This window comes from Desulfuromonas versatilis (genome assembly GCF_019704135.1).
Taxonomy (GTDB): domain Bacteria; phylum Desulfobacterota; class Desulfuromonadia; order Desulfuromonadales; family NIT-T3; genus Desulfuromonas_A; species Desulfuromonas_A versatilis.
Genome location: NZ_AP024355.1, coordinates 3,772,248 through 3,790,434 on the forward strand (window position 1 = coordinate 3,772,248; position 18,187 = coordinate 3,790,434).

Genomic DNA, 18,187 nt, shown 5'->3' on the forward strand with positions numbered 1-18,187 from the left:
TTTGGTCCGGGCAGAGCTGGAGAGGAAGATTAAGATGATCAGGATGAAAACGTTACTATCCCTCGCACTTATAAGCGTCGCGACCACCGCCTTCGCCAGCTCGCAGGTCGCAGCCGAGTCAACCAACAAGGTTGTCCTGAAGTCTGAGGTCAAGTGGGACCATCTCAACCCCAAACGTGGCGACCTGGCCCCGAAGGCGGGCACTCTTTGGGGGGACCGTAACGGGACGGGCCCCACAGGCTTTCTTCTTAGGCCACCAGCCGACTTCGAATCACCTCCTCATATTCACAATGTGTCTTACCGGGGAGTGGTGATTCGCGGCCTCTTTCACAACGATGACCCGACTGCAGCCAACATGTGGATGCCTGCAGGGTCTTTCTGGACACAGCCCAAAGGAGAAGTGCACATTACCGCTGCCAAGGATACTGACACTCTGGCCTACATAGAGATCGAGAAGGGACCGTATCTCGTCCTTCCTAAGGAGGAAGAGTTTGACAGTGGAGAGAGGCCGGTCAACGTCGACGAGTCGAACATCGTCTGGCTGGACGCCGCGGACATCACCTGGGTCGATCAGCCCGGTGTCTCATCCTCTGGCGACGGCCCCAAGGTCGCCTTTCTCTGGGGCAACACGCAGAAGGGTCAGCTGAACGGGACCTTTATCAAGCTGCCGGCCGGATTTGCAGGCAAGATCAATAGCCACGGCTCAACCTTCCGCGCTGTCATCATCAAAGGTCAACCGCAGTACCAGCTGAGTAAAGCAGACACCAAGACCTTGGAGCCGGGCAGTTATTTCAGTTCAGAGGGTGAGTCGGTGCATCAGGTCTCCTCCGCAATGGCAGAGGAGAGCATCATCTACGTACGCACGGATGGCAAGTATGAGGTCATCCCGACGCAGCCCAAGAAGTAACCGAGCCGGATTTTCGCAATCACCATGATTCTCCGAGAATTGGGAATCTGGTGATCATTGGCAAAGCACCTGACCGCCTGACTGCCGCTGGCGGCGCGGTCGAGGTCCTCATCACTTCGAACGCGATGACGCACATCGCATAATCAGCAAAACGTCGAGGGGACTTGAATCCACGGATCAAGTCCCCTCGCTGCACTCATGCGCCACCCCAACCGCCATCGCCCCCCTTGAATGGGCCATGCTGCCGACTCTCTCGCCCCTGGGCGCTGGTTCTGCTTCGCAGGGGCGGCAGTGATGATCGGCCCGGCCACTCAGCCCAGCGGCAGGGTCGAGCTGTTCTTGATCTCTTTGACCGAGATCTGCGACTGGACGGAGTTGACTCCGGGGATGTGTCGAATCATGGTGATGCGTTCAGAAAACTCGTCCAGATCGCGGACAACCATCTGCAGCAGGTAATCGACGTTTCCGCTCACGCAGTGGCACATCTGCACCCAGTCAAACCCCTTGACCGTTTGCTCAAACTGGTTTGTCAGCTCGATGTTGTGGCTCGACAGGGAGACTTGAGTAAACACCACCACGCCAAAACCCAGCTTGCGGCGGTTCAGCACCGTTCGATATTCCTCGATGTAGCCCCCTTCCTCCAGGTTTTTCCAGCGCCGCCAGCAGGGCGTTTCACTCAAGGCCACCAACTCCGACAGCTTGCTGTTGCTGATCCGTCCGTCTTCCTGGAGCCGCTTCAATATCTGTAGATCGATGTCATCGAGCGACAATTTAGGAGAATCTTTTCTGTCCTTGCCCATTCCTGCAAAGTCCTTTTCCTTTTGATGGCTTTTGCAGTGTATTTAGCAAGGACATTTCCAGAATGTCAAGCTAATCTCTCCATAGGTATCAACCCACAACAGTGCGAGGGAACTATGGACCTGGTGCAAGGATTAGTAATTCTGACGCCGATACATCTTCTGGCGACGGCCTCTCCCGGCCCCGAGTTCATGCTCATCTCCCGGGAGGCCCTATCCCATGGCAGAAGGGCAGGCTTGCTCTGCCTTTTCGGGACCATGCTGGGACTGCTGATCCATCTTGGTTATTCGGCCTTCGGCTTTGCCGTGCTCATCGCGAGTTCATCTGCCGCCCTCTGGGGAATCCGGGTGCTTGGCGGTAGCTACCTGATCTACCTTGGGTTCAGCGCCCTGAGGGCCCGACCGGCCCGGGCAAACGATGGCCTTGCCGAAGGGAGTGCTTCAGCCGTTTCGGCAAGCAGCATCCGAAAGGGATTTCTCTGTGATCTGCTGAACCCAAAAGCTCCGATCTACTATGTTTCCCTTTTCACCTTTGTTCTCTCCCCCGAGATGCCCGGCTACCAGGTCGCCGCCTACGGGGCATGGATTCTGTTGATTCATTTCAGCTGGTTCTGCATGGTCGTTCTGCTGCTGTCAAACCCGGTCGTGAACCTGAAATTCCGCAGCATCAGCCATTGGATCGACCGCGTGCTGGGAGGGGCGATGGTGGCGATTGGCTTGAAGATTTTGACAACGGTGGGCTGATCCTTCGCGCTGTAGACTGCGGCTGCGATTTCCCTCGCAAGAGAGAGCCTGATAGGAGGCGGCATCCCCCTTTCGGGCAGAGGCAACAGGAATTCCCCACCACATCACCCAACAGGGTAACCGGAGAATTCAATCATTCTTCGGCGACCACGACTACCGTGCCAAAATTTCCCTGCTGTCCGAATGATGCCGCAAGTGCTCGGTCGACATCTGGGCCTTTTGCCTGATGCCGAACCATGTGCACCCGATTGCCGTTCCCGAAAGTGAAGACTCGTTGCGCCGCGGAATCGGCGAGGCCCATCGTCGTTGCAGCCGCATGATCATCTTCCGGAACAACTGGCGAGGACACCTCTGGCAGGGTCGCTTTGCGTCCTCCTCTATGGAGGAAACCTGTCTTCTGGCTGCGGCCCCTTAAATCGAGGTAAATCCGGTCGTTTCCGGCCTGGTGGAAAATGCGGCAGCCTGGCCGTGGAGGAGGGGCAGGCGCACTTGACGGCAACGGATAATGGTCTGGTCACCGTTTCACCACTTTGGGAAATGGCAGGAGATTGGCAATTGTTTCTGGCTGGATCGGCTGCTGAAGAACAAATCAACGAGATCAGGATGCATGAACGCACCGGCAAACCGCTTGGATCAGAGGGACTTGTCGATAGGCTGGAGACGTTCCTCGACCGCCCGTTTAAGCGGGGCAAGCCGTGGCCGAAGTGAAAGGCAATCAAGTAAGGGGGCCCCGGATGGCCCGGACGAGCAGCCGGCACCGGCCCCGCGCAAACCGGCGGAAAACCTCCTCAGGTTTATTAAAAAAGGACGGCCTGTTCATGGAGAACAGGCCGTCCTGCGTCGAAGGCAGCACAAGGTCAGACTATGGGGCGCCTCCAACGGCACCTAATGCGGCTTGCAATGCTTCCACCGTGACTCCCAGCGTGGCTGCCGCCGCCCCATAGTCCGGCTCACCCTGGGTGGGATCACCCAGCGCGGCCAGCAGCGCTGCTTCTGTGACACCGAGTTGTTCCGCGGCAACGGCAAAGTCGGGCGGGCCGCCAGCATTGCCTGCTGCATTATTGCCGGTATCGCCGTCGGGAAATGAGACAACTCTCGTCGCATCATAGCCTCGATAAGTACCTGGATCGCCATCTGGTGTTTTTGTCACATTACCACCGCGAACCAGGCGCACATGGTGGTAAAAGGCCTCGATACCCGAGCCATCGGAGACCTCTTCCGCTTTGGTGTCGAAAACGATCGAACCTGCACCATGCAAGTCGTATCCGTCCGGGTCGGTATTATAGCCGGCGGCAAGGACCCAGGCATAGGTGTAGCCGGGCAAGTAAACCGAACCGGTGTCGGTGGTCCCTTCTGCAAAGGCCTCGATATAGGGATTGGTCGTACTCGACCAGTAAAACGGATAATCGGCCTGACCCTTGATATTCGTGAGTTTTGAAAGGTTGAACACGCTGGTATCCATGGCCGGGAAGACACCGGAGTAATCGGCAATGCTCTGCAATTCCTTGGCATTGGGCAGACGCCAGTCATCGTAACCGGCAATGGTGGCGTTCTCGGCATAGGCCAGAGCCGCTTCCCAGTTGATCGCCTCGCCGTTGTCGTCCTGTGACCACATCAGGCCGGTTGCATTATCGCTGACGGTACCGTCGCCGTTATCGATGAAATCGTTGATGCCGTACTCGGCGCCGCTGACACAGCGGACGAATCTGCGACCGCTCATTGCCTTGATGTGCCCGGTCCAGTCGTTGACAATGAAAGCGGGATCACCCTGCACCTGCTCGTTCTGATATTCGCTTTCGACCAGGTAGAGGTTGCTCGTCCATGAATGATGCCGCCCCATATCTGAACCATCGCCAACGAGATGGAAGTAGTCGGTATCGACCCAGGGCCACCCGGTCGAAAAGTCCCTGATGGACCAAAGTTCCTTGACGTTTGGTAAGCGCCAGTTGGTGATACCGCCTGCCTCAAGGGCTTCACAGTAACCCGAAGCGTCCGACCAGGGCATGGAATAGCTTGATAGCTCCTGGGTCCAAACCAGGCCGGTAATGTTGTCGGTAATCGTCCCGTCGCCGTTGTCGGTGTAACTGGGAGTATTGCCGGTGTATTGTGCATCCTGCCCATAAAACGCTTCGCCTTCGGCCGGCCCTTCGATGAGGTCGCTGTTGTCGTAGCAGGTGCCCTGTCCGGTATCGACGATAGGGTAGGCCATGGCAGATGCTCCGGTCGAGTTAACCGCCTGAACGTCTGTCCCCCCCCCGTCCGAACCACATCCAGCATGCAGAGCAAACAGGCTCAGCAGTAACACATTGGAGATTAGAGACTTCAGTTGTTTTGTCATTCTTTTCTCCTGAGTGAATTTTTAAGAACGATTTTTTCGATCATTTCGGGTTGCGGCGAAGTCCGTTGGAGAGCCTGGATTGAAAATGTGGAGGGAAAATGAAAGAAATGTGAAATACTCCGATACTCAGAACCTTGAGGAACTCTACCAACTCGCGACCGTCTCGCCGGCAGCTATGCGAAGAATGACGGCTGGTGGTTTTTGGCTGCAGGGTTTCGATCTCCTGGATCGTTTCCTCGATGCATCGAAAGCAACGGCGAAAAACGATAGATTTTTCCTCATCCTTCAACAAGAGAAAAGCCCGCCAAATTAGCCTGGCGGGCTTTTCATGTCTTATGGGCTGTGCTCTGTGGGGCTGGTTTATCGCTGATTCTTTTGGTGAATTGTTTTTCTGTGGGTTGCCCTTACAGAGGTTGCGATCGCTCCCTCCTGCCGATTTTCGTCAGAAAACCGCTCATGGTTCGACGGCGGACAGGTGCAAAGGGCAGTGCTGAGGCGACCAAAGGTCCTGTCACTGGAGGCAATCCCCGACAAGGGGCGGTGGTTTAGGGAGGTCGGATTCGCCAAGGGCCTCACGAAGGTCACCCTCGATGGTGAGGGCAATAGCCGTAAGGGGCAGGTCGTTGGGAAAGAGTCCGAACGGTTGTTCGAGTGCGTCGCCCAAAGCGTCGAGCCCGAAAAAGGTGTAGGAGATAATGCCGACGACGAAGGGAGTCATGAAGCCAAGGCTGTCAACGAGGCCAAAAGGAAGAAGGAAGCAGTAAAGATAAGCCGTGCGGTGCACCAGCAACGTGTAGGCAAAGGGGATGGGGGTGTTCTTGATCCGTTCGCAACCGCCGAGGATGCCTGCCAGGCTGTCAAGGTTTTGGTCGAGGCTGGCAGCGAAGTAGGGATGGGTGCGCTTCTCGGCAAGGCAGCGGCGCAGTTCGTTACCAAGACTCTCCAGGATGAAATTGGGCTTGTTGCGGGCGCGATCTGTCCGCTCCCTCTCATTGGCTGGCAACAAGGGTGCCAGGTCCTCTTTAGGGCAGGATTCCCTGAGGTGATGGCGCAGGGCGTGGGTGAACGCGATCACCCTGTAAACCATCTTTCTCTGCAGGGGCGAAGGACTGGGGGGTGTGCCGCCGGTATCGACAAAGGTCAGGATCTGCCGGCACAGATTGCGGCTGGTGATGACCAACTGCCCCCAGAGCTTGCGCCCCTCCCAATAGCGGTCGTAACTGGCGCTATTGCGAAAACCGAGAAAGATGGCCAGGGCGATGCCGATAAGGCTGAAGGGGACGGGGGTCATGGTGATCTTGAGCCGAAAAAGGGTGCCGTGGGTCAGAGTAACGGCAAGGGCCAGCAACATGGTTACCAAAAGCTTGGCTTTAATTTGCTGGAGAATCGATCCACGATAAGTGAAAAAGAGGCGCAGGCCGGAGGGGCGTTGGCAAACGATCATGGTCTAATCCTTGGGGCAGATCACGTCCGCCCCCGGGGATGGAGGGGGCAGACCAGGAAAACATGCCTGTTTAAATACTCCTGCCCTTAAGGTGGGTCAAGCGCTTATTGCGATCGACCTGAATGCGGTTCGGAAAAGGGGCCAGGGTCTCGGGCCTGAACGATTGAAATACCCGCCACCTATTTTCGGGAAACGGCCTCACCGGGGGTGAGGGGGGGGTAATCACCGGGCCTGTCCCCAGCGTCAAGACCGGGCAACTGTTCCAGGATTTCCAGTATATAGCTCAGAACTGCCCCGTCCTCCTCGCTGAACATGTTTCGGGCCAAGGTTTCCATAATTTCCCGCTCCTCTTTCAGTGCCAGTTTCACGTCCTGAGACAATCGCAAAAGGATATCCCGGGATTTGAGCAACTGATCATCCGACATCCGCTGCAGGGCCGACTCGAGAACATGAAGCTTTCCGGCGGAACCGACGCCCGTGCTCTTAGGCAAATATGGCGGAGAGGGTTTGATGTCCATTGCGTTCATAAGACTATACCTTGACTCCAGGGATCAGCAGTACAATCGACCATCAACCAAAAGGCATCGGTCAGCATTTGGCAGTCGCTGATCAGCTCCGTCTCAATTCGGAAGGTTCCGAAGCCACTGAGCTTGATTGTGCCAAAATACCCTCCCCCCCAGGGGTCGAGCCTGGCCATTTGGTGGTGGCCCTGGGGTTCGATCAGGCTGAAGATCACTTGGGCACCCCGCACCCGCTGTCCTTCAGGGTCGGTTATGTACAGCATCAACTGCTTTGATTGTGGTTGGAATCGGCCGTTCGCATAACGGGTTGCCCCGATGGGAGCTTGGCCGCCGTTGGCTGATTGTCCTTTGCCCGGAAGGTCCAGGATGAGATAGGTGAGCCGATATCCTTCCGTGGTCGAGGTGTAAATATTTTCGCCAAGGGAAAGGGATTTCCGCTCCTGGCATCCCGCCTCCCCCCCCCAAGGGGAGTTGAATTTCGTTGCGTCCGCACAACTGATGCGCAGCTTTTGGGAATCGAACGCCATCATCTCTTCTCCATTTTCTGCAATTATCCAATTAAACCCAGATAAAGCATTTGGCCACGGATCAAATCTGATCAATTCGGATTTTCAAGGCCTTAAAGAACAGAAACAACAACGCAAAGGGTTATCCCTGAAAAACAGGAATGCCTTTGATTTATCAGATCTCATCTGACTTTATCCGTGGCTGATTACCGTTTTTTAGGTTAAACCGCCCTTACGAGCGGTTTCACAGCGAAATGAAAATCGTCGAGCAGCATCTGGCGGGATTTCACTACAACGGTTTCAATCCTCAGGGTGCTGGATGACCTCCCATTCAACCTGAGGGCATAACCTCCGTTTCTGGGCGTGGCTTCCGCCAGAAGATTGGTGCCCTGCGGATCGATTACAGTGAAGATGACCTGGGCATCCTCTACCGGCTCGCCCTCGGGGTCGGCAACAAACAGGACCAATTGCGGGTCAATGTCTCCATCTCGGTCTTCCAGGAAATAGGTCAACAGGAAGCCTTGATGGGTGATGGCGCGAACCGCCTGCTCTGAAATGGGGGTTTTCTCCAGACGTTCCACCCTAGAGGCATAGGCAGGCAGGGCCTTTGGTCCATGGCCGGTAAGCGTCATCAAGGTATGGAAAATGTGTTTCATCGTGTTCTCCTTGGTTGGAAAATTTTTTTCACCCAGCAATCACAAGGTTGTCGACAATTCGACGATCTGTCCGGCGCGATAAACTTTGACATCGAAGGTACTGCCCGCCTGCAGCTGGTTTAAAATCAGGTGGACCTGGTCGGCAAACGCCCGGTCACCGGTGATCTGAACCCCTTCCATTTCCAGAATGATGTCGCCGCCGACCAGGAAATTTTTGTCGTTAACCGTGGCCGGGGATTGCCCCTGATGCAGACCAAGCTTTGCCGCCGGAGAGCCCTCGGCCACCTGCTGCACCAGAAGACCGGCGGTCTGGGGCAGATTGAAGACCTGCGCCAGTTCGTCGGTGAGCAAAAAGCTGGTAAGCCCCGCCCAAAACGATTGTTCCTCGAGAAGCATCCGCTTGGCGACATTGGAAGTCACCACGAACCCCAGCCCCTCGAAGCCGCCGGACTGACTGAGAATGCGACTGGCGATGCCGACCACCTTGCCCTCCATGTCGAACATGGGGCCGCCGGAATTACCCATGTTGATGGCCGCGTCGGTCTGCAGCATCTCCAGCGAGGTCTGGTCTCCGGAACCGTTCTTGGGCCGGTGCCGGGCACTGACGTAACCGGCGGTCAAGGTCCGGCCAAGACCGTAAGGATTCCCTATGACAAACACTTCCTCGCCGATTTCGACGTGGTCCGAGTCTCCGAGTTCGGCCGGGGAAACCTCGTCGGGGACCATGTCCAGCTGCAGCAGGGCGACATCGGCCTCGGGCGCCGAAGCGATGACCCGTGCCGGGATGATCTGCCCATTCCAGAACTCCACGCCGACCGCATCGGCGGTATGAACGACATGGGACGCGGTCAATACTTTGCCGTCGGCAGAAACCAGGACCCCTGAGCCGAGTCCTTCGGCACTGACCAGCCCGTCGCGTTTTTTCTGGGACATCTGTTTTTCGACCGTATGCACCACCACCACGGAGTGGTTCACCTGTTTATAAAGTCCGCTCAGGGATTGCGCATCGGCCCGGGCGGTCGATCCGAACAGGACCAGGGTAATCAGGACCATGATCCATACCACCTGATAAAGATCCTTAGTCATGGGATGACTCCTTTCCCTTGCGATTGTCAATGAACGGCATCGATGCGGATTTGGAGATTTGCCCCCTGTTCGAGCCGGGTCCCGGGCAGATTGTGGACGTACCGTTGATCGGTGGGGATGGTGAGGGCATTGAGTTTTTCCACCAGGTGTCTTAACTGTTGCGAACCGATAACTTGATTTTTCATTTGGGTCTCCCTTCTTCGAGTATTTCGATCCTGGGAGGTCGGCGGATGGGAAGGCATGCACCGAGCTCCCTGTTTCGAAGTGTTCCGATGATCTGGACCTATTTATAGTTTGTAAAGATGGAAGAAGAGTGGAGCAAATGTGGTTCAATTGTGGAATAACCGGGGGGAGGAAGACCGGGCCATGTGAGGCACAAATGAATAGGGCGCTGACCAGGGCTTTGCGGCCCAGGCGTGGGGAGACCCGAATTGGGACCGGCGGACCGTGACCATCAGTCGATGTCGCAGAAGGCTGCGAGCAGAACGCTCAAGACAATAGCGATAAACAGTTGAAAAGCGAGCACAGGTGTCATGTCGGGCTCCTTGTTGGCCAAAGAAAATGATCGGTCGCACACCCTTTTTCTTCATGTCCGGAAGGATGAAGCCGAATTGAGGAGCAAATGTGGTAGAAATAAAGATTTTTTCGCCAAGCAGGGAGGTAATGCGGCTGCCTGATGTGGCCCGGAGGGAGGGCAAAGACGTTGAGGTGCAGGCGGGGGGCGGCTGCCGACTTTGGGCGCCTGCGGCGCCACCCCCTTAAAAGCCAATGCTTATCATCTCATCTATAATAGAAGCTAAACATGCGGGACCTGCAGCTAAGGGGATTAAACCGCCAGACAATGCAGGACAACCCAGGGGGTTGCGGATACGGCATGGCTACCGTAGACATTGCCGCCGCCTTAATTCCGAGCAATAAGGAGCTGAAAATGCAGACACTTCGATCCGCATCATTGAGTCGTTTCCTTGTTCTACCCGTGCTGCTGATGGCAGCATTTCTCACCACGTCCACCCTGCACGCTGTCGAGAAAGATGATTCTCCGCCGCAACTGGGGCTTTATCTGGAAGGGGTCGCCTACCCGTTCCCGGTTCACCGGTACCAGTTCACCAGTCAGGGGCATGACCTGCAGATGGCGTACATGGATGTCCAACCCAAAGACGCGCCTCTGAAGAACATCCTTCTGCTGCACGGCAAGAACTTCAACGGGGCCTATTTCGGGCAGCTGGCTGGCGATCTGCAGAAAGCAGGCTACCGGGTGATCATCCCCGACCAGCTTGGCTTTGGAAAATCCTCCAAGCCCCTGCCCTACAACTACACCTTCCAGCAGCTGGCGCTCAATACGCACAACCTGCTTGAATCACTCGGCATTGATAAAGTGACCGTCCTGGGCCACAGCATGGGCGGGATGCTGGCGACACGTTACGCCCTGATGTACCCGGATCAGGCGAACGAACTGATCCTGATGAACCCGATCGGGCTGGAGGACTGGAAAACGGTGGTACCGTACCAGAGCCTGGACCAATGGTATGAAAGCGAGTTGAACAAAACCGCCGAGAAAATCCGGAAATACCAGCTGGCAAGCTATTACGACGGCAAGTGGAAGCCCGAGTATGACGCGTGGGTTGACCTGCTGGCCGGTGTAATCTCCAGCCCCGGCTATCCGCAAATGGCCAAAACGCAGGCGCTGCTTTATGACATGATCTTTACCCAGCCGGTGGTGTACGAGTTCCCGCTGGTCAAGAGCCGGACGCTGCTGCTGATCGGTACCCGTGACCGCACGGCGCTGGGCAAGAATCTGGTCAGCCCGGAGATCGGCAAAACCATGGGTCTGTATGAGAATCTTGGCAAAAAAACCGCAGCAGCCATCCCCGATGCGACTCTGGTTGAGTTCGACAATGTCGGCCACCTGCCGCACATTGAAGCCTACGAGCGAATGCTGCCGCCACTGCTGAAGTGGCTGGAAAACTGACCCGCTGGCCTGCAAAGCATGAAAAAACCCGGCCTCTTGTTGGCAAGCGGAGGGCCTTATCGTATTGAAAACCATCCAATCCCGCACAAAAGCCCCTTAGCTCTCAATGGGTTAGGGGGCTTTCTCTGGCAGGGAAAATCTTTTTTGAGCCGATCTGCTTATGCTCGCCTAGTTTTTTTCTGTGCCATGTGTGTGCCCCTATAGAACACGAAAAACCCTCAATCCACTGATTGGGAGTTCTACCATAACACGCTACATTTTGGGCCAGGCACAGAGAACTCGGACTGAATGCTGGCCTTAAAGCAATGAAGGCGTTAAATTTTCAAGGAATTTACGGCCGCTAAGCGTCACCGATAAGCGGCATCCATATTTATCTTTTATGTAACCCTCAATGCTTACAGTTAGCTAAATGTTCAAACCGGAGTATTCGGTTTTTTCAGACCCTCCCTGAGGAGTTCTTTTATTTTCCTTTCAAACCATTCATAACGCATTGGCAGTATCCGGTGCTTTTTCCTGGCTAGAAATAATTCGTCATAGATGGGGATTTTTAACGGGACGACATAGAGCAATGCTTGCTGTGGAAATTGATGAACGGCCATTTCAGGCAATACCGTGAATCCAAGGCCTTCGGCTACCGGCACCAATATCTGGTTTATCTGATTGATGTAGCCTTTCTTGCTTAACTTACCGACGCTATGGAATTGCTCCCCAAAGTTGGCGCTCAACAGACGGTCAGCATAGTGAGCGCCATCAGGGTGATCAATAAAGCCAATCTCTTTCAGCGCGTCAAAATTCTGGGCCTGAGAAGCATAGTCACTCGGTAGCACAAGACACAAAGATTCAAAACCAAGCGACTCAAACACCAGCTCAGTCGAAGGTGAAGGCTGGGTGACAATACCCAGATCAATTACATTTTGTAATAGGCTCTGAATGATTCGCTCGTTTGGTGCTCCTTCAATGGCGACCATCAGTCCAGGATGAATTTTTTGTCTTTTCAGAAAATGTGGATAGAGAAAGGTCGCCATGGCCCCCGAACAGGCAATGCGGCATTCCCCCTTATGTGGGTCATCAAACCGCAACTCCCTGTAGAGTTGCGCTTCTTCTTGACGTCTTTTGCAGCCAAACCGGTACAGGATTTCTCCTTCGCGGGTTAACTCAAACCGTTTCCCGATTCGGTTCAACAGAAGAACCCCCACCTGTTCCTCCAGCTTCTTAATCTGCTGGCTAACGCCTGGCTGGGTCATATGCAGCTTTTCGGCAGTTTGGGTGAAATGACCCACTTCAACCAAAGCGAGAAAGGTGTGCAGCCATTGTTGGTTAATCATCGGAGCAGCCTTTTGATAACGTTACATTACCATCTTCATAATATATGATAATTTTCAATTTTCAACCCCGCGGGCTATAGTGGCTCCAACAACGGAGAGATAAACCACAGACCAAAGGAGTTGACCATGGCTAGTTCATATCCACGCACATTTTCACATATCGGCATTTCGGTACCAGACCTGGAGGCCGCTGTAAGGTTTTATACCGAGGTGCTTGGTTGGTATCTGATTATGGAACCGACCGACGTTGTCGAGGACGATAGCGCGATCGGCCAAATGTGTACCGATGTTTTTGGGGCCGGGTGGGAGAGATTTCGCATTGCCCACCTGTCAACAGGAGATCGCATCGGTGTCGAACTGTTTGAATTTAAGAACCAAACGAATCCGGGAGACAATTTTGAATACTGGAAAACCGGAGTCTTCCATTTTGCGGTTCAAGATCCCAACGTCGAGGAATTGGCCGAAAAGATCGTCGCCGCCGGCGGCAAACGACGGATGAAGGCACCGCGTTACTACTATCCGGGAGAAAAACCGTATCGCATGATCTACATGGAAGACCCGTTCGGCAATATTTTGGAAATCTACAGCCACAGTTATGAACTGCATTACTCGAGCGGCGCATACCAATAAGCCCACAAAGTCTATTGAATTAAAACGGCAAAATCATGGGAGTTTAAGCGGCTCGCCGCTGTCAGTCTGGGTCTTTGGTTGACAGGCGAGCCGCCTCCCATAAAATGGTACAGGCTTCAAATCGAGGCCAGTCTCTGCACAATTTTACAGGTTCTGAGCGTCTCCTCGTTGGAGAGAATCGATATAAATCGGCTACTTGCAAAGGCGGATCACAAATTCGAATCGGGGAAAATTGATAACCAATTGAATTTATTCATTTAAACGTTGAAACACTACTGCATTGAAATAACAGACATCAGCATCAGTGATCTTTCCCATAAATTACCATCTCTAGAACAAAGAGCGGCCCTGCCTGAGAACCAGGCAGGGCCGCTCCCATTTGTTGTCCCTCAAAGCATTTCCCTGCTTTGCCTTAGGATTTACGGGCCTCTCACCAACAGGAAAACCATCTCGATACAGTGTAAATTCCGAGACCGTGTCTCCTTGCTTGAATCCGCCAAGGACGCCCTTAAGGACAAAACGATTAAGGGGTTTCCTGCTCTTGAATGCACGAAAGCAAATTCACGACTGAATGCTCACGGGTTCAGGTGCTCTATTTGACGCAGGGGAGAACATACTGAATTCGAGCACGATACACAGGGGCTGATGTCATTCATAGCGCAAGGCATCGATCGGATTGAGATTGGCGGCTTTGCGGGCCGGGTAGAAGCCGAAAAACACTCCGACGGCCCCGGTGAAAAGCACGGTCATCATCACAACGGCGGGGTTTAAGACCGCGCTGATGCCCAGCAATCTGCCGACGCCCCAGGCTGCGCTCAAGCCGGACAGGATTCCGATCAGGCCGCCGAGCAGGCTGAGGATGGCGGCTTCGATGAGAAACTGCGCTAAAACATCGAGCGGCCTGGCGCCAATGGCGAGGCGGATGCCAATCTCCCGGGTGCGTTCGGTGACCGAGACCAGCATGATGTTCATGATGCCGATCCCGCCGACGAGTAACGAAACCCCCGCGATGGAACTCAGCAGCAGCGTCAGGGTGCCGGTGACCCGGGTGGCGATCTCGATAATCTCCGTCTGGTCGCGAATCTGGAAGTCATCCTCAGCACCTGGAGCCAGGCGGTGTTCACTGCGCAGCAAAGTGGTGAGCTGGGCCTTGGCGGCATCCATTTGCTCCTCGCTGAAGGCGCTGGCGGAGATGTCCTGGATGTTCTTGCCGTTACTCAAGCGGTACAGGACGGTGGCGTCAGGCGCGAGGATGATATCGTCCTGATCGTTGCCCATTGCCGATTGGCCTTTCTCCGCCAATACGCCGATCACCTTGAAGGGGACATTGCGAATCCGCAGGTTCGACCCCACGGGGTCCTGATCCGGAAAGAGTTCATCGGCGACGGTCTTGCCAAGCACCGCAACCTTTGCCCTGGTTTTGCACTCGCGATCGCTGAAAAACGATCCGCTGGCGATCTGATAGTTGCGGATCGACAGATATTCCGGCGCGACACCGATGACACTGGTATTCCAGTTGTTGTTGCCGGCAATCACCTGGCCATTGGCGCGGATTTCGGCGGAGACCCAACGCAGCAGGCTGCCATCCTTCTCCAGGCGGACGACATCGTTCATGGTGAGGCTCGCCCGGCTGCCGGCCCCGCCGCGAACCCCGCCTGACTGTGCGCTTCCCGGGCGCACCATGAGTAAATTCGTTCCCAGGGAAGCCACATCGCCCTCGATATCTTTTTGTGAACCCTCCCCCAGGGCGACCAGGGTGATCACCGAAGCGACGCCGATAATGATCCCGAGCATGGTCAAGAGGCTGCGCATCTTGTTGCGGGCAATGCTTTTCAAGGCGACGAAGACCAGCTTGCGCCATTTCATGAGGCGCCCCCTGCATCGGCAGCCGCAAGATCTGCTGCAGCGTTGCGAGGATTGCCGATCGCTTCGTCCCGCAGCAGCAGGCCGTCGCGTAGCTCCACCAGTCGGCTGGCGTAACAGGCGACCTCCGCTTCGTGGGTGACCATCACCAGGGTCAAGCCTTCCCGGTTCAGCTCCTGGAACAGGGCAAGGACCTCCAGGGTCGTGCGGCTGTCAAGGTTGCCGGTCGGCTCGTCTGCCAGTATAAACGCCGGCTGGGTCACCAGGGCGCGGGCAATGGCGACCCGCTGTTGCTGTCCGCCGGAAAGCTGGTTCGGTTCATGGTCGAGGCGATTCCCCAGCCCGACGCGCTTCAATGCGGCAATAGCGCTCTGACGAGGATTGGCGATCGTGCGGTGCCGATCATAGAGCAAGGGCAGTTCCACATTCTCCAAGGCCGTGGTGCGGGGCAGCAGGTTGAACCCCTGAAACACGAACCCGATCTTGGTATTGCGCAGGTCAGCGAGTTGCCTGCGGTTCAAGCCTTCGACGGTCACCTCTTCAAAGCTGTAACTGCCGCTGGTCGGGGTATCGAGACAGCCAAGAATGTTCATCAGGGTCGATTTTCCACTTCCGGAGCTGCCCATGATGGCAACGAATTCGCCACGGCAAATACTCAACGAGACCCCGCCCAAAGCCTTCACCTCGACATCGCCGAGGGAAAAGACTTTGCGGATATGAGAGAGCCTGATTTCGGCGCTCATGGTCGAGGCCCCCCTGGACCCGGACCAGGCCCTGAGCCCTGTCCTTGTCCCACCAGGCCAAACAGAGAAAAACCGCGATCAGGGCCAGAACCATCCTCTTTCTGTTGGAAGCCGATGGCCACCCTCATCCCTTCCTCAAGGGCCCCGCCGGTGACCTCGGTGACCAGTCCGTCGCTCTGTCCGGTGGTGATGTTGACGGGCCGCAACCGTCCACCATCCTCAGGGCAAAATACCTGACTAGCCCCTGCCTTGGCATTGACCGATGCCCTGTCAAACCTGGAGTCCGGTTTGAAATTCAGCGCGGCAACGGGCACCAGAAGTGCGCTTTTGGCTTGATGGACAAGGAAATCAACGGTTGCGGTCATCCCTGGCATCAGTCGCCTCGATTCGTTGCCTGCTTCGACTATCACGGTGTAGGTCACCACGTTATCGACGGTTTTCGGCTGCAGCCGGATTTGCCGAACGGTTCCGACAAAGATCTGCTCCGGATAGCTTTGCACCGTAAAACGCACCGGAAGCCCCTGGCGAATCTGACCGATGTCGGTTTCGTCGACCTGGGTTTCGATCTGCATGCGGGATAGATCTTCGGCGATCAGGAACAGGGTGGGGGTGCTGAGGCTCGCCGCCACCGTCTGCCCGGCATCGACGCTGCGATCGATGACCGTGCCGTTGATCGGCGAACGGATCACCGTATGCTCAAGATTGATCCGGGCTTGCTGCAGGTTGGCTTCCGCCGATTGCAGAGCGGCTTTGGTCGTATCGACCGCCGTGCTGATGGGGAGAAACTCCTGTTCCGAGATGTAGCCCTTGGCAAAGAGCGGGGCATTGCGCTCGAACTCGGCCTCTGCCTGCGTGAATTCCGCCCGGGCTTTGAGCACGGCTGCTTTGGCATTGTTGACCGAGGCGTTGAAAAGGGCCTGATCCAGAATGGCTAAGACCTGCCCTTTTTTGACCTGGTCATTGTAATCGATCAGCAGTTTTTCTATCGTCCCGGAAACCTGGGTGCCGATTTCCACGGTTTCCACGGCAGCGAGAGTCCCGGTGCTGGAGACGATGATCTCAAGGTCTCCCCGGCTCACCTGAGCGAACTTGACTAAGGGTGGTGCCCCGGGCGGTCCCTGCTGGGCGAAGGCCCACCAGGCAAGAATCACCAGGGTCAGAGCCCCGATAAGCGCGACCCCTGCTTTGCTCACTCGTGAGAGTTTTCGTATCTTCATTCTAAGTTTTCTCCAGCTCCAGGGCAGCGAACACCGGCTCCATGTCCCCAAGATAGTAGGCAAGCGCAATCTCTTGAGTCACCAGGCTGTGTCTGGCCTGTATCTGGTCAAACGCTGCGGTTACGTATTGAGTCCGTGCCTGGGTGAGTTCCACCAGGGTCGATGCGCCCACCCGGTAGCGCTCCTCATAGGCTTGAAGCGATTGACGGGCAGAGATGAGCTTTGTTTCGACAACCTCGACCTGTTTCTGCGTGGTTCGATAGTCTTGGAGAGCCTGTGCTATTTCGAGACCGACCTGGAGTTCTTTTTCCCTGAGCGTTAATTGCTCATTGCGCTGCTCTATGGTGGCCTTGGCAGTTTCGGTGCGGGTCAGGTAGCGGTCGAAAAGTGGGACTGAAACAGAGATCCCGACGGTGGCGCTCGGGTTGTCATCCATAAACTGGTCTGAAAAGCGGCTCTCTTCATTGAGGCTGGTGTAATCGGAGGCCAAGCTGGCAAAAAGGTCAACTTTGGGCAACCGACCTGCCCGGGCCTGGCGTACCTGCTGCCCGGCCGCTTCGATTTGTCGCTGCTGCGCTTTAAGATCGGAGCGGTTCGCCAGCGCGAGAAGAGTCATCTGGTCCAGATCTTCATCTGCTAACGGCAGGGACAGCTTCTCGAAATCGGGTGTGGCGACCTGGTAGCGGGTCGTTGGTGGCAGTCCCAGGGTTTGCATCAGGACCAGTTTGCTGTCGTTGAGGGTACGTTTTGCTTCCAGCAGGTCCAGTTCTGCCTGTTTGGTTTCCGCCTGCTGCTGGTAGAGATCGCTGAGCGCCAGGTTGCCCGCCTGATAGAGGTTCTCGATACGCTCCAACAGCTTGCGGTTCTCTTGCAGATTTTCCTCTTCGACCTGGATCAATGCCTGATCCGTTAACACCTGGATGAAACTGGAAATCGTTTCGAAAGCCAGGGCCTGTTCTTCTCGGGAAAGGGTCTCCCGCCCGGCACCCAATTCCAGTTCGGCGCTTTTGAGGCCGGCGATGTCGGCGAACCCGTTGAACAGGTTAACCGTTGAGGACAGCTCGGTGTTGATGGATGAATAGTTGCGATTTTCATCCTGGCCCGTGGTTTGCTCGTACGCCTTATCGAAGTGCTTCGATCCGGTGGCTGTGATTTGAAGGTCCGGATAGAAATTGGTCCGCTGCTGAGAAGCAGAAATTTCCGCACTCGCCACCGCATTGGCTTGCCGATTCAAGCCGGGATTGTTCTTCAATGCGATGAGCACAGCCTGTCCAAGAGAAAGAACCTGCTTGGCTGGAATCTCGCAGTCTCCCCGGCTCGGCAGGGCCAGAACAATGAAAGTGATGAGCACTGTAGGCCAAACTCGAAAACCCGTCGCCCGTATCCTGTCTTTCTTATCCATGATCCTTATCCAACCTAATTCCTGACCAGCAGACGGCTA

General features: G+C 55.5%; 20 protein-coding genes. 7 read left to right on the forward strand and 13 right to left on the reverse strand.

Translation table 11 applies throughout. The features are described 5' to 3' along the window. Window positions 1–43 precede the first annotated feature (43 nt). Window positions 44–907, forward strand: coding sequence for a DUF4437 domain-containing protein (locus DESUT3_RS17000; RefSeq protein WP_404827053.1), 864 nt, complete (start codon window positions 44–46; stop codon window positions 905–907). A gap of 311 nt (window positions 908–1,218) precedes the next feature. Here the strand turns inward: DESUT3_RS17000 and DESUT3_RS17005 are convergent, their stop codons facing one another. Further along, window positions 1,219–1,707: an Lrp/AsnC family transcriptional regulator gene (locus tag DESUT3_RS17005; RefSeq protein ID WP_221249659.1), complete on the reverse strand. Its 489-nt coding sequence runs from the start codon at window positions 1,705–1,707 to the stop codon at window positions 1,219–1,221. 114 nt (window positions 1,708–1,821) lie between these two features. Between DESUT3_RS17005 and DESUT3_RS17010 the strand changes: the two genes are divergently transcribed. The 3 genes from DESUT3_RS17010 to DESUT3_RS21005 all read left to right on the forward strand — a co-directional run bounded on the left by DESUT3_RS17010 (window position 1,822) and on the right by DESUT3_RS21005 (window position 3,156). Then, the gene (locus DESUT3_RS17010; protein WP_221249660.1) at window positions 1,822–2,448 is read left to right on the forward strand and encodes a LysE family transporter; all 627 of its coding nucleotides are present in this window, start codon (window positions 1,822–1,824) and stop codon (window positions 2,446–2,448) included. 226 nt (window positions 2,449–2,674) lie between these two features. Next, window positions 2,675–2,863: a transposase gene (locus tag DESUT3_RS21370; protein ID WP_264082175.1), complete on the forward strand. Its 189-nt coding sequence runs from the start codon at window positions 2,675–2,677 to the stop codon at window positions 2,861–2,863. A gap of 74 nt (window positions 2,864–2,937) precedes the next feature. Continuing rightward, window positions 2,938–3,156, forward strand: coding sequence for a hypothetical protein (locus DESUT3_RS21005; RefSeq protein WP_225911548.1), 219 nt, complete (start codon window positions 2,938–2,940; stop codon window positions 3,154–3,156). A gap of 154 nt (window positions 3,157–3,310) precedes the next feature. Here the strand turns inward: DESUT3_RS21005 and DESUT3_RS17020 are convergent, their stop codons facing one another. Beyond that, window positions 3,311–4,786, reverse strand: coding sequence for an Lcl C-terminal domain-containing protein (locus DESUT3_RS17020; RefSeq protein ID WP_221249661.1), 1,476 nt, complete (start codon window positions 4,784–4,786; stop codon window positions 3,311–3,313). 109 nt (window positions 4,787–4,895) lie between these two features. Here DESUT3_RS17020 and DESUT3_RS17025 point away from each other — a divergent pair, with 109 nt between their 5' ends. Then, window positions 4,896–5,099, forward strand: a complete 204-nt coding sequence (locus DESUT3_RS17025; protein ID WP_221249662.1) for a hypothetical protein — start codon at window positions 4,896–4,898, stop codon at window positions 5,097–5,099. A 198-nt stretch (window positions 5,100–5,297) separates the two neighbouring features. Here DESUT3_RS17025 and DESUT3_RS17030 read toward each other — a convergent pair whose 3' ends face one another. The 6 genes from DESUT3_RS17030 to DESUT3_RS17055 form a co-directional block, all read right to left on the reverse strand. After that, window positions 5,298–6,230: a bestrophin family protein gene (locus tag DESUT3_RS17030; RefSeq protein ID WP_221249663.1), complete on the reverse strand. Its 933-nt coding sequence runs from the start codon at window positions 6,228–6,230 to the stop codon at window positions 5,298–5,300. A 179-nt stretch (window positions 6,231–6,409) separates the two neighbouring features. After that, a complete protein-coding gene (locus DESUT3_RS17035) occupies window positions 6,410–6,757 on the reverse strand; it encodes a hypothetical protein (protein WP_221249664.1) in 348 nt (115 codons plus the stop codon). Further along, complete coding sequence (locus DESUT3_RS17040; protein ID WP_221249665.1) at window positions 6,754–7,281, reverse strand: hypothetical protein; 528 nt, start codon at window positions 7,279–7,281, stop codon at window positions 6,754–6,756. The genes DESUT3_RS17035 and DESUT3_RS17040 overlap by 4 nt, the downstream gene beginning before the upstream one ends. Before the next feature lie 197 nt (window positions 7,282–7,478). Further along, on the reverse strand, window positions 7,479–7,913 hold the full coding sequence (locus DESUT3_RS17045) for a hypothetical protein (RefSeq protein ID WP_221249666.1): 435 nt from the start codon (window positions 7,911–7,913) through the stop codon (window positions 7,479–7,481). A 39-nt stretch (window positions 7,914–7,952) separates the two neighbouring features. Next, on the reverse strand, window positions 7,953–8,999 hold the full coding sequence (locus DESUT3_RS17050) for a S1C family serine protease (RefSeq protein ID WP_221249667.1): 1,047 nt from the start codon (window positions 8,997–8,999) through the stop codon (window positions 7,953–7,955). A gap of 26 nt (window positions 9,000–9,025) precedes the next feature. Further along, entirely contained in the window at window positions 9,026–9,184 is a 159-nt protein-coding gene (locus tag DESUT3_RS17055; RefSeq protein ID WP_221249668.1) for a hypothetical protein, read from the reverse strand. A gap of 743 nt (window positions 9,185–9,927) precedes the next feature. On the opposite strand from DESUT3_RS17055, the gene DESUT3_RS17060 reads away from it, so the two are divergent. After that, entirely contained in the window at window positions 9,928–10,968 is a 1,041-nt protein-coding gene (locus DESUT3_RS17060) for an alpha/beta fold hydrolase (RefSeq protein WP_404827054.1), read from the forward strand. A gap of 413 nt (window positions 10,969–11,381) precedes the next feature. Here DESUT3_RS17060 and DESUT3_RS17065 read toward each other — a convergent pair whose 3' ends face one another. Next, a complete protein-coding gene (locus tag DESUT3_RS17065; RefSeq protein ID WP_221249670.1) occupies window positions 11,382–12,293 on the reverse strand; it encodes a LysR family transcriptional regulator in 912 nt (303 codons plus the stop codon). 126 nt (window positions 12,294–12,419) lie between these two features. Between DESUT3_RS17065 and DESUT3_RS17070 the strand changes: the two genes are divergently transcribed. Next, a complete protein-coding gene (locus DESUT3_RS17070) occupies window positions 12,420–12,923 on the forward strand; it encodes a lactoylglutathione lyase family protein (RefSeq protein ID WP_221249671.1) in 504 nt (167 codons plus the stop codon). A gap of 648 nt (window positions 12,924–13,571) precedes the next feature. On the opposite strand, the gene DESUT3_RS17075 is transcribed toward DESUT3_RS17070, so the two are convergent. The 4 genes from DESUT3_RS17075 to DESUT3_RS17090 are packed head-to-tail and all read right to left on the reverse strand — an operon-like array spanning window position 13,572 to window position 18,148. Continuing rightward, window positions 13,572–14,789, reverse strand: coding sequence for an ABC transporter permease (locus DESUT3_RS17075; RefSeq protein WP_221249672.1), 1,218 nt, complete (start codon window positions 14,787–14,789; stop codon window positions 13,572–13,574). Continuing rightward, window positions 14,786–15,529, reverse strand: coding sequence for an ABC transporter ATP-binding protein (locus DESUT3_RS17080; RefSeq protein ID WP_221249673.1), 744 nt, complete (start codon window positions 15,527–15,529; stop codon window positions 14,786–14,788). Before DESUT3_RS17080 ends, DESUT3_RS17075 begins: the two co-directional genes overlap by 4 nt. Beyond that, window positions 15,526–16,746 (reverse strand): efflux RND transporter periplasmic adaptor subunit, encoded by a 1,221-nt coding sequence (locus DESUT3_RS17085; protein WP_221249674.1) that lies wholly within the window; start codon window positions 16,744–16,746, stop codon window positions 15,526–15,528. The genes DESUT3_RS17080 and DESUT3_RS17085 overlap by 4 nt, the downstream gene beginning before the upstream one ends. 1 nt (window position 16,747) lies before the next feature. Beyond that, a complete protein-coding gene (locus DESUT3_RS17090) occupies window positions 16,748–18,148 on the reverse strand; it encodes a TolC family protein (protein ID WP_221249675.1) in 1,401 nt (466 codons plus the stop codon). Window positions 18,149–18,187 lie beyond the last annotated feature (39 nt).